This window comes from Desulfothermus naphthae (genome assembly GCF_054657475.1).
The window spans coordinates 197,881-210,551 of sequence record NZ_BAAHYQ010000002.1 but is presented as its reverse complement, the minus strand read 5'-3'; the positions used below and the strand labels follow the sequence as shown (position 1 = coordinate 210,551).

8 protein-coding genes are annotated in these 12,671 nt (G+C 37.6%); 1 reads left to right on the top strand and 7 read right to left on the bottom strand.

Translation table 11 applies throughout. The annotated features are described in order from the left end of the window. Positions 1 to 248: 248 nt before the first annotated feature. Complete coding sequence (locus tag ACYQ1E_RS10440; protein ID WP_459878999.1) at positions 249 to 398, bottom strand: hypothetical protein; 150 nt, start codon at positions 396 to 398, stop codon at positions 249 to 251. Continuing rightward, a complete protein-coding gene (locus ACYQ1E_RS10435; protein ID WP_459878997.1) occupies positions 373 to 501 on the bottom strand; it encodes a nucleotide-binding protein in 129 nt (42 codons plus the stop codon). Before ACYQ1E_RS10435 ends, ACYQ1E_RS10440 begins: the two co-directional genes overlap by 26 nt. 444 nt (positions 502 to 945) lie before the next feature. Here ACYQ1E_RS10435 and ACYQ1E_RS10430 point away from each other — a divergent pair, with 444 nt between their 5' ends. After that, entirely contained in the window at positions 946 to 2,238 is a 1,293-nt protein-coding gene (locus tag ACYQ1E_RS10430) for an IS1380 family transposase (RefSeq protein ID WP_459878995.1), read from the top strand. A 293-nt stretch (positions 2,239 to 2,531) separates the two neighbouring features. On the opposite strand, the gene ACYQ1E_RS10425 is transcribed toward ACYQ1E_RS10430, so the two are convergent. From ACYQ1E_RS10425 to ACYQ1E_RS10405, 5 genes are all read right to left on the bottom strand, one after another. Further along, complete coding sequence (locus tag ACYQ1E_RS10425) at positions 2,532 to 3,827, bottom strand: IS5 family transposase (RefSeq protein ID WP_459878993.1); 1,296 nt, start codon at positions 3,825 to 3,827, stop codon at positions 2,532 to 2,534. A 247-nt stretch (positions 3,828 to 4,074) separates the two neighbouring features. Beyond that, complete coding sequence (locus ACYQ1E_RS10420; protein WP_459876375.1) at positions 4,075 to 5,370, bottom strand: IS5 family transposase; 1,296 nt, start codon at positions 5,368 to 5,370, stop codon at positions 4,075 to 4,077. 358 nt (positions 5,371 to 5,728) lie between these two features. After that, positions 5,729 to 5,869, bottom strand: a complete 141-nt coding sequence (locus ACYQ1E_RS10415) for a hypothetical protein (protein WP_459878991.1) — start codon at positions 5,867 to 5,869, stop codon at positions 5,729 to 5,731. Positions 5,870 to 6,121: 252 nt separating this feature from the next. Beyond that, the gene (locus ACYQ1E_RS10410; RefSeq protein ID WP_459878989.1) at positions 6,122 to 6,796 is read right to left on the bottom strand and encodes a hypothetical protein; all 675 of its coding nucleotides are present in this window, start codon (positions 6,794 to 6,796) and stop codon (positions 6,122 to 6,124) included. Between the two features lie 288 nt (positions 6,797 to 7,084). Then, entirely contained in the window at positions 7,085 to 12,616 is a 5,532-nt protein-coding gene (locus tag ACYQ1E_RS10405) for a beta-alanine-activating enzyme beta-propeller domain-containing protein (protein WP_459878987.1), read from the bottom strand. Positions 12,617 to 12,671: the final 55 nt, after the last annotated feature.

The window sequence follows — 12,671 nt, the reverse complement described above, 5'->3', positions numbered from 1 at the left end:
GTGTCAACCCCCTAAACACAACTGTCCATTTTGACATTATCCTTGTTCTCTTGTGTTATTTCAACATTAATTTTAACACACTAATCAAAATTCCAGTAAAAGTAGCAATCTGTCCTAGCCAGAATATAAACATCCACTTTATGGTGTCTGCACGCCACTTGTGTATCTCTGTCCTTAATCTTTCTTCAGTGGCCTTAAGTTCATCTTTAGTTACAAGCTCCTTTGTTAATTCATCTTTAAGCTCTGTTTTAATGACAACCTTCTGCTCTTTTGCCTTCTCTTCTTATTGAATAAAGGCCTTTTTCTATTGCTTCTATTACCTTCTTCGCAAGTTCAGGGTCAGGTAAAACCGTCTCTACACTCTTTGTTATCTCATAAAGATAAAGCTGTATCAACATCTATCAACCAAATATCTTTTCCCTGCTTCTTTAAATAATTCCCAAGCCAGACACTAACTGTATTCTTTCCAACACCGCATTTTCCTGCAACAGCTATTTTCATAAAAGCTCCTATTAATCTTTAGTAAAGAAATTGTAAAGAAATCTTTTAAAATATGCAACCTTATAAATTTATCTTTCGGGGACGGGAAGACCGGTCCCGGTGGGGATGAAAGAAAAGCAATTGCGTTAGCACCTTGAAACTAAACGATCCAAAATATAAAATACAACCATAAAGGTGAAAATAAAGAGAGCGATAGTTTTTGAACTAAACCACCTAACGGAAGAACAGCAGATAATACTTGGACATCTTATACCAATACCAATTAGACATTCTCTTTCTAAATTTTCTATTAAGGAAGTATCAATCAGTCAGCCATTTATTTGTTGATGATAAAATTACATAGAACCTAAAATTTGCATCATAAGATAATGTTTAGCTTGACAATATAGTGAATTAATGGTATAAAGTGTTTCAAATAGGAAGTATTAAGGAGGCACTGATTCTATGCGTAGATTCCATGTTAAGTTCACTGAAAAAAATCTTACGGGCAACGCCGGACTGGTATTGCTGGGCCTGTTTGCTGACAAACTGAAGCTTCCCAAGATGCTTGAGCAACACATTACTATTAAGCGGGGAGCTACCGCACAGTATAAGGTTTCCGACATTATCATGATTTTGATGATGGCAGTGTTAGCCGGGGCTAAGCATATGAGCCATGTATTTATCCTAAGATCTGATTTAGCATTGAGGTCGCTTTTTAAATGGGAAAGGTTTCCTGACTATACTACCATAAATCGGGTTTTTAAGTTGTTTAATCCCCGACATTGCAATGAGCTCTCCGATGTAGAAACAAAAGTGCGCAAAAAGGTTTGGGGTAAAAAATGGTTTAGCCGCATCACTTTAGATTTGGACTCTACAGTGCGTGGGGTGTATGGGAAACAGGAAGGTGCCGAGAAGGGTTACAACCCCAAGAAGCCAGGACAAAGGGGATATCATCCGCTACTTTGCTTTATTGCTGAGACGCGGGAATGTCTTCACAACTGGTTTAGAGCCGGAGATGCTTATTCAGCCAATGGTTGTGTAGAGTTTATGCAAGAGTGCTTTGCCAAGCTTCCAAGGAGAGTCTGGAAAATTATTGTACGTGCAGATTCCGCCTTTTTTAATGGAGAACTTTTAGACTACTTAGAAGAGGCTCATGCTTTGTACTTAATCAAGGTTAAGATGCGAGGACTCACTCAGCTTTTAGAAGCTCAGAAATGGCACAAGGTTAAAAATAGACCTGGCTATGAGAAGACCGAATTCACATACAAATGTGAAAGGTGGAAGCACCCCCGCCGGTTTGTGGCCGTACGTCAAGTAATAGAGAGCAAATTTAGTTGTTTTTTTTTCAGCGTTACAAAGACTAAGTATGATTATTTTTGTTATGTAACAAATATGAACCTGAGTCCCTGGGACGTCCACAGGTATTATTGCCAACGGGGGGCCAGTGAAAACTGGATTGAGTGGTGTAAGGGACAGATGGCCTCTGGAAGCATTTTGACACAGGATTTTTGGGCCAACTCCGCCATATTCCAGACCTGTATTCTGGCTTACAATCTACTGGTTTGGATGATGTGGCTCAACGATGAAGATGGTTTTAGAGAAGAGCCCAACACAATCCGCATGTTTCTAATCCATGTTCCAGCTCGGCTGATGCATGCGGGACGACAATGGTTCCTTCGATTATCGAGGGATTATTTTTTCAAAGAACGTTGGATAAAGATAGAAAATTCCATCCGGTCATTACAATTTGCTTAATCTTTTTTTGAGAGTATCCTCTAAAATAGGATTTTGCGTAAGTCCATGTGCAGTGGTGTGCCTTTACACACCCGTAAAGAGTGCCACTGACCGCAGCTTCTACCTGAAAAAGCCTTCCAAGTCACAATGAGGGAGACATATCCTTTAACATAACAGCTCCATATCTAGGTATCTCTGTCCAGAACAATCAGTTGCTTACGATTGAACTGTAATTGCAGATTTTAGGTTAAATTTTATTCTAAAATTTTTTCCATACTCACTTTAGATTAAGCTCAAGATTCATTCATCGGCTCTTAATTTTGATATTTTTTTGTAAAAAAAGGACGAAAAATAAAAAGAAACAAAAAAAAGGCAAGCTGATCCATCAGCTTTTTGAAGTTATAAGCTGCTGCTGCCAACAGTAAATTGATTGTATCTCCTATTGTCCCTTTTAGAAAGTTTCTGGCTAAACGAAAATCTGATTTTAGATGGCCTATTACTGGTTCTATCGCCGCCCTTCGTCTAAATCTCTTACGCATCTTGGATTTTTGATAGGGTGTTGCTTTCTTTTTAGGACTCTTTGGGATAATAATTTTTGTTGAGCCTATTTTGCTTTTACCTTTAAATCCCCTATCACAAATGGCCACCTCTGGTCTTTTTCCTACTATCTCCTCTGTTTGACACAATACTTTTGGCAATGTATGACCATCATATTGATTTCTTTCAAAATTTACTGCAGCAACTATTACTCCACTATTTTTTGTCATTGCTATAGCTGCCTTTGAACCGAATTCATATTTCTTATGTTCTTTACCTTTGCTTATGCAATAGACTCCTGCTTCATGAAGACTATAAATTTTATTTTTATCTTTTTTCTTTTGAGAATGCACTTTTTCAAATAGTTCTATTTGTTTTACATACTTGGGATAAACATCTTCTGGCAATTTACGTTTTATTTCTCTAATCAATATCCCAGCTATAGTCTTAATCCTTTTTCTGGCTTTTTTAACTTTTTTCTTATCCTTTGACCTCTTGTTAAATCTTATTTTTTTTAACAACTCAGGTAACTCTCTTCTAAAACTTCTACGTAAAACTATTCCTTCTTCTTTAGCTATTTTTCTACATTTGGAAATAATTTTACACATTAACTTTGTATCTGTTAGAAATGTAATATTTTTCTCTTGAACTGTAGTATCTACAACTATCTCTTTTTCTTTAATTTTTCCTTTATGTAATTGAGCAGATATTTCAAAAATTTTCTTTACACCATCTTCTCCTATACATTTGCGGAAATGTGTAAGCTCTGATGGAGCACATGGAGGATTCCATCTAAATCTGCTTTCGCCACAAAAAGCTTGAAAGTAAGGATTCTGTGTCCACATTTGCACTACTTTAGCATCACTCAAATTATGCATATCTTTTAATATTAAAAGTCCAACCATCAATCTAGTAGATTTGGCAGGACGTCCCCGCTTACTATATTTACTCGCAAATGCTTTATCAAATTCTTTCCATGGAATTTTTTTAGATAAAATTATCAAAGGATCATCAGGATTAATAAAATCTAATAAATCTCCACATATCAAATGTGGTATTCTACGCTTTGGCATACATGTCTGCATATAATTTCCCTTCCATTTTTTTATTCTTTTCTACCACCTTTTTACCTGTTTTAAACATTTTCTGGTCGTTTATGCTACATTATTCCAAACATTTTGTAAAGTATTTTTAGTAAGTTATATATATTTTAAGCATCGACTAATTAGTCGATGCTTAAAAAAAGCCTTTTATTAAATTTTATTCTAAAATTTTTTCCATACTCACTTTAGATTAAGCTCAAGATTCATTCATCGGCTCTTAATTTTGATATTTTTTTGTAAAAAAAGGACGAAAAATAAAAAGAAACAAAAAAAAGGCAAGCTGATCCATCAGCTTTTTGAAGTTATAAGCTGCTGCTGCCAACAGTAAATTGATTGTATCTCCTATTGTCCCTTTTAGAAAGTTTCTGGCTAAACGAAAATCTGATTTTAGATGGCCTATTACTGGTTCTATCGCCGCCCTTCGTCTAAATCTCTTACGCATCTTGGATTTTTGATAGGGTGTTGCTTTCTTTTTAGGACTCTTTGGGATAATAATTTTTGTTGAGCCTATTTTGCTTTTACCTTTAAATCCCCTATCACAAATGGCCACCTCTGGTCTTTTTCCTACTATCTCCTCTGTTTGACACAATACTTTTGGCAATGTATGACCATCATATTGATTTCTTTCAAAATTTACTGCAGCAACTATTACTCCACTATTTTTTGTCATTGCTATAGCTGCCTTTGAACCGAATTCATATTTCTTATGTTCTTTACCTTTGCTTATGCAATAGACTCCTGGTTCATGAAGACTATAAATTTTATTTTTATCTTTTTTCTTTTGAGAATGCACTTTTTCAAATAGTTCTATTTGTTTTACATACTTGGGATAAACATCTTCTGGCAATTTACGTTTTATTTCTCTAATCAATATCCCAGCTATAGTCTTAATCCTTTTTCTGGCTTTTTTAACTTTTTTCTTATCCTTTGACCTCTTGTTAAATCTTATTTTTTTTAACAACTCAGGTAACTCTCTTCTAAAACTTCTACGTAAAACTATTCCTTCTTCTTTAGCTATTTTTCTACATTTGGAAATAATTTTACACATTAACTTTGTATCTGTTGGAAATGTAATATTTTTCTCTTGAACTGTAGTATCTACAACTATCTCTTTTTCTTGAATTTTGTCTTTATGTAATTGAGCAGATATTTCAAATATTTTCTTTACACCATCTTCTCCTATGCGTTTTCGGAAATGTGTAAGCTCTGATGGAGCACATGGAGGAGACCATCTAAATCTACTTTCTCCACAAAAAGCTTGAAAATATGGATTCTGTGTCCACATCTGCACTACTTTTGCATCACTTAAATTATACAAGTGTTTTAACATTAAAAGTCCAACCATCAATCTAGTAGATTTGGCAGGACGACCCCGCTTACTATATTTACTCGCAAATGCTTTATCAAATTCTTTCCATGGAATTTTTTTAGATAAAATTATCAAAGGATCATCAGGATTAATAAAATCTAATAAATCTCCACATATCAAATGTGGTATTCTACGCTTTGGCATACATGTCTGCATATAATTTCCCTTCCATTTTTTTATTCTTTTCTACCACCTTTTTACCTGTTTTAAACATTTTCTGGTCGTTTATATTACATTATAACAAACATTTTGTAAAGTATTTTCAGTAAATTATATATTTTTTAAGCATCGACTAATTAATCGAATCAATGAGACCCTTATATAATTGCTTTTGTTGGCATTCAGGTAAAAGATAGCCTATAAGAATAAATAATAGAAAAAGACAACATTCCCCCAAGTTAAAATACTATCTGTATGTTATTACAAAATAAAAGGGGTGGGGTCTTACAAAAAATATCCAAATAATTTGTTGATATTATTGGTTATTTGCTGATTTTTAACCCTAAAAAGGGGAAAGTCCTGTTAAAGCTTTACGATTGGCTTTAATAGTGCCCTGAGAGATAATTTTGCCATCCATTTGTTTTACGCAAAAAGCAATAATTTTTTTGTGGACATCAAGCCCTACAAAGTGCATATTTTTCATGAGCGTCCTCCTTTTGTGATAACATGTTTTTTTTATGTGTTTTTATTATCACAACTCTATTTTATCAACAAAATAGGGAGGGCGCTCAATTCAGATACTTATACATTTAAACAGGAGAATAATGCTCTAAAGGATCTTTTATTTCAAGTTTATCTAAGATCTGTTTTTCAAATGGAATACCACTTTTTTAGAATATAAGATAAGTTTTTTTTTCTTTACTTTTTGTCTTAGTTTTGATGTTAAACTTTATTGCTATTTAGCATTTGGGTTTGCCCTAAGTCCCGCAGTAACTTGCAGGGAATAAATAGCTTCCTCAAGCCCTATTTTACCATCTCCATTTATATCAAAGCCTCCACGCACATATTCTAAACGCAACGGAAGTTTTATGGGTAGCTTAAATGGTAACTGATCTTCAGATAAAGGAATCAGAGGGACAATGTTGACAAAATCATCTATATCAGGCATTTCCGATTTTAAACTTACACATTTCTCAACCTCATGTCCATTTTCCCATGAATAAGTCTTTACAAATAATGAATCTGAAGGAAAGGTTTCCACATTACTTGGGCTTACCAAAAATAACTTATCAGACAAATTTATGATATGCGGAAATGCTACTCCACCTGCACCTTTATATACTGAGCCAGAACATGAGCTATTATTATATACATAAGGGCTGCTATCGTCAGGAATTCTACCTATGTCAGCAGCATTATTATTAGTTGTCCACCAAGGAAGTATAATTCTCAAAATAGCTTTTAAAGATGGCACAAATATCACTGGCTCATTGGGACATTCAAAACTTACAAGTATCCCCAGATACTGTCCATTTGCATCATACACTTTGAATTCAGCCTTGACCTGAGCTGAACCTAACAGTAAAAGAAATAATACCATCATACAAATAAATCCCTTCTTCTTAAACATCCCTTATCCTCCTTAAATCAAAAATTAAATCTTAGTTTAATACCAATCCCTTCCCCTTTTTCTTTATTTAACCTAATAAACGGCTCTATGTAAAGGTTATCTTTAAATCTATCAAGAAACTTCAACCGAAGCTTCCTGTTGTACTTATGAGTTACATTTATGGCACTATATATACTTCCTCCTATAAGGAACAAAGCCTTTTGTGCATATTTATCATTTCTATCGCATCAAGCCACCTTTGAAAATGCTATCTTTATCTTTTTTTTACACTACCTTTTAATCATCTGCCTACTCCTGTGCAAGCTTCCTCAGGATAAATATCGCATCATCAAGTCCTATCTTGCCATCTCCAGTAGGCTCTGCTTCAGGGTATATCTTCTGATTTACTGATAAGCCTGCTGTTACTTTAAGTGCAATAATAGCATCTTTGAGATCCACCTTACCATCTGCGTTCAGGTCTCCCTTAAGTAGATTTACCCTTATTGTCAGAGGATTAGATTTCTTTGATGCACCTTTGTCATCAAAAACTGTTACAGTAGCATTATATACTCCAGCCTTAGTATAGGTATGTGTTACAGTGCCAGTATTTGTTTCTTGATCAAAGGTGCTATCTCCATCAAAGTCCCACTTATAAGATACAATGCTTCCATCTGGGTCATGTGCCTGGCAGGTAAATGTTACTTCAAGTAGGTTATCCCCTTGCTTTGGATTTGCATCAAACGAGTCTATAACTGGTAATTGATTAATTAAGGCCTGTCCCTTTACATTTCCTGTATGCCTTGCATCATGGTGAAACATAGGCCAAGGAGATTTTGCAAGCCCTTTTGAATCAGACTTTATGGTATAGAGGTAATTATCCTTAGATCCAACATATATCGTCCCATCTTCTCCTATCGCTGGAGAGGAGGAAATATCGTCTCCTGTCTTAAACTTCCACTTAAGTGTTCCATCTGGGTTTATGGCATACAGATAGTTATCATTGGACCCAACATATATTGTGCCATCACTCCCTATCGCTGGGGAGGAAGAAATATCGTTTCCTGTTTTAAACTTCCACTTCAGTGTTCCATCTGGGTTTATGGCATACAGATAGTTATCATTGAACCCAACATATATTGTGCCATCACTCCCTATCGCTGGGGAAGAAGAATGCCACCCTTCTGTTTTAAACTTCCACTTCAGTGTTCCATCTGGGTTTATGGCATACAAATAGCAACTAGACCCAACATATATCGTCCCATCACCTCCTATCGCTGGAGGGGAGTCAATCCAGTCTCCTGTCTTAAACTTCCACTTCAGTGTTCCATCTGGGTTTATGGCATACAGGTAGCTATCCCTAAACCCAACATATATCGTCCCATCTTCTCCTATCGCAGGGGAAGAAGTAATCCAGTCTCCTGTCTCAAACTTCCACTTCAGTGTTCCATCTGGGTTTATGGCATACAGGTAGTTATCCCAAGACCCAACATATATCGTACCATCACTCCCTATCGCTGGGGAGGAAGAATGCCACCCTTCTGTTTTAAACTTCCACATCAGTATTCCATCTGGGTTTATGGCATAAAGGTAGCCGCCCCAAGATCCAACATATATTGTCCCATCTTCTCCTATCGCAGGGGAGGAGCCGCCTCCTGTCTCAAACTTCCACTTCAGTGTTCCATCTAGGTTTATGGCATAAAGGTAGTTATCCCAAGATCTGACATATATCGTCCCATCTCCCCCTATCGCTGGAGAGGAAAAAATCCAGTTTCCTGTTTTAAACCTCCACTTCACTGAGACAGTGATAATTATATAAGCAAATTTTGGTAATGCACCTTTATCATCAAAAACCATTACAGTAGCATTATATATTCCAGGCTTAGTATAGGTATGTGTTACAGTGCCAGTGGTTGTTTCTTGATCAAATATGCCATCTCCATCAAAGTCCCACTTGTAAGAAGTGATGTTTCCATCTGGGTCATGTGCCTGGCAGGTAAATGTTACCTCAAGTGGTTTATCCCCTTGCTTTGGATTTGCATCAAATGAGTCTATAACTGGTGCTTGATTAATTAAGGTCTGATCCTTTACCCTTCCTATATGCCTTACATTATGGAGAAACATAGGCCAGGGGGATTTTGCAAGCCCTTTTGAATCAGACTTTATGGCATAGAGGTAATTATCCTTAGATCCGACATATATCGTCCCATCTTCTCCTATCGCAGGGGAAGAAGTAATCCAGTCTCCTGTCTTAAACTCCCACTTCAGTGTTCCATCTGGGTTTATGGCATAAAGGTAATTATCATCAGACCCAACATATATCGTCCCATCTTCTCCTATCGCAGGGGAGGAGCCAATACCGCCTCCTGTCTCAAACTTCCACTTCAGTGTTCCATCTGGGTTTATGGCATACAGATAGTTATCATTGGACCCAACATATATTGTGCCATCACTCCCTATCGCTGGAGAGGAATCAATATCGTTTCCTGTTTTAAACTTCCACTTCAGTGTTCCATCTGGGTTTATGGCATACAGATAGTTATCATTGGACCCGACATATATCGTCCCATCTTCTCCTATCGCTGGAGAGGAGGAAATATCGTCTCCTGTCTTAAACTTCCACATCAGTATTCCATCTGAATTTATGGCATAAAGGTAGCCGCCCCAAAATCCAACATATATTGTCCCATCACTCCCTATCGCTGGAGAGGAATCAATATTGTCTCCTGTCTCAAACTTCCACTTCAGTGTTCCATCTGGGTTTATGGCATAAAAGTGGTTATCCTCAGAGAAGCTATCCCAAGATCCGACATATATCGTCCCATCTCCCCCTATCGCTGGAGAGGAGGAAATATTATTGTATGTCTGAAACTTCCACTTCAGTGTTCCATCTGGGTTTATGGCATAAAGGTAACCATCATCAGATCCAACATATATCGTCCCATCTTCTCCTATCGCAGGAGAGGAAGAAATATTATTGTATGTCTCAAACTTCCACTTCAATGTTCCATCTGGGTTTATGGCATAAAGGTAATTATCATCAGATCCAACATATATCGTCCCATCTCCCCCTATCGCAGGAGAGGAAAATATCGAGTTTCCTGTTTTAAACCTCCACTTCACTGAGACAGTGATAATTATATAAGCAGATTTTTGCACTGCACCTTTATCATCAAAAACCGTTACAGTAGTATTATATATTCCAGGCTTAGTATAGGTATGTGTTACAGTGCCAGTATTTGTTTCTTGATCAGGTGTGCCATCTCCATCAAAGTCCCACTTATAAGATGCAATGCTTCCATCTGGATCATGTGCCTGGCAGGTAAATGTTACCTCAAGTGGCTTATCCCCTTGCTTTGGATTTGCATCAAATGAGTCTATAACTGGGGCTTGATTAATTAAGGTCTGCTTTCCTATATGCCTTACATTATGGAGAAACATAGGCCAGGAAGATTTTGCAAGTCCTTTTGAATCAGACTTTATGGCATACAGGTAATTATCATAAGATCCGACATATATCGTCCCATCTTCTCCTATCGCTGGGGAAGAGTAAATCCAATCTCCTGTCCCAAACTTCCAGTTCAATGTTCCATCTGGGTTTATAGCATAGAGGTAGTTATCCAAAGATCCAACATATATCGTTCCATCACTTCCTATCGCAGGGGAGGAGTCAATATCGTCTCCTGTCTCAAACTTCCACTTTAGTGTTCCATCTGGGTTTATGGCATAAAGGTAGTTATCATCGGACCCAACATATATCGTACCATCTTCTCCTATCGCAGGGGAGGAGCCAATACCGCCTCCTGTCTCAAACTTCCACTTTAGTGTTCCATCTGGGTTTATGGCATAAAGGTAGTTATCATAAGATCCAACATATATTGTCCCATCACTCCCTATCGCTGGGGAAGAGTCAATACTGTATCCTGTCTCAAACTTCCACTTTAGTGTTCCATCTGGGTTTATGGCATAAAGGTAGTTATCATAAGATCCAACATATATCGTCCCATCACTCCCTATCGCTGGAGAGGACCAAATACTGTCTCCTGTCTCAAACCTCCACTTTAGTGTTCCATCTGGGTTTATGGCATAAAGGTAGTTATCCAAAGATCCAACATATATTGTCCCATCTTCTCCTATCGCCGGGGAGGAGTCAATATCGTCTCCTGTCTCAAACTTCCACTTCAATGTTCCATCTGGGTTTATGGCATAAAGGTAATTATCATCAGATCCAACATATATCGTCCCATCACTCCCTATCGCTGGAGAGGAATAAATACTGTCTCCTGTCTCAAACTTCCACTTCAGTGTTCCATCTGGGTTTATGGCATAAAGGTAGCTATCATCGGACCCAACATATATCGTCCCATCACTCCCTATCGCTGGAGAGGAGAAAATCCAGCCTTTTGTTTTAAACCTCCTCCACTGCAGTGAGACAGTAATAGTTATATAAGCAGATTTTTGCACTGCACCTTTATCATCAAAAACCGTTACAGTAGTATTATATACTCCAGCCGTATTATAGGTATGTGTTACAGTGTCAGTGGTTGTTTCTTGATCAGGTGTGCCATCTCCATCAAAGTCCCACTTGTAAGTAGTGATGTTTCCATCTGGGTCATGTGCCTGGCAGGTAAATGTTACCTCAAGTGGTTTATCCCCTTGCTTTGGATTTGCATCAAATGAGTTTATAACTGGTGCTTGATTAATTAAGGTCTGCTTTCCTATATGCCTTACATCATGGTGAAACATAGGCCAAGGAGATTTAGCAAGTCCTTTTGAATCAGACTTTATGGCATAGAGGTAGCTATCCAAAGATCCAACATATATCGTCCCATCACTCCCTATCGCTGGAGAGGACCAAATACTGTATCCTGTCTCAAACTTCCACTTCAGTGTTCCATCTGGGTTTATGGCATAAAGGTAGTTATCATAAGATCCAACATATATCGTCCCATCACTCCCTATCGCTGGAGAGGACCAAATACTGTATCCTGTCTCAAACTTCCACTTCAGTGTTCCATCTGGGTTTATGGCATAAAGGTAGTTATCATAAGATCCAACATATATCGTCCCATCACTCCCTATCGCTGGAGAAGAGGTAATCCTGTATCCTGTCTCAAACTTCCACTTCAGTGTTCCATCTGGGTTTATGGCATAGAGGTAGTTATCCAAAGATCCAACATATATCGTCCCATCACTCCCTATCGCTGGAGAGGACCAAATACTGTATCCTGTCTCAAACTTCCACTTCAGTGTTCCATCTGGGTTTATGGCATAAAGGTAATTATCATCAGATCCAACATATATCGTCCCATCACTCCCTATCGCTGGAGAGCAATCAATATCGTCTCCTGTCTCAAACTTCCACTTCAGTGTTCCATCTGGGTTTATGGCATAAAGGTAATTATCATCAGATCCAACATATATCGTCCCATCTCCCCCTATCGCTAGGGAGAAGTCAATATTGCATCCTGTCTCAAACTTCCACTTCAGTGTTCCATCTGGGTTTATGGCATAAAGGTAATTATCATCAGATCCAACATATATCGTCCCATCACTCCCTATCGCTGGAGAGGAATAAATACTGTATCCTGTCTCAAACTTCCACTTCAGTGTTCCATCTGGGTTTATGGCATAAAGGTAATTATCATCAGATCCAACATATATCGTCCCATCACTCCCTATCGCTGGAGAGGAATAAATCGCTGCTCCTATTTTAAACTTCCACTTCAATGTTTCAGGCTCTCCTGACGCAAAAGAAATACCAGTGCCAAACACAACCACAAAAAATGCATAAAAAATAACCCCTACCCTGTGCATCTTACTTAAGCTTAAATACCTGAGCATCTTTTAGCCTCCAAAACAGAGTTGTTTTTTATAATAAAAGCTCAATTTTTATAAC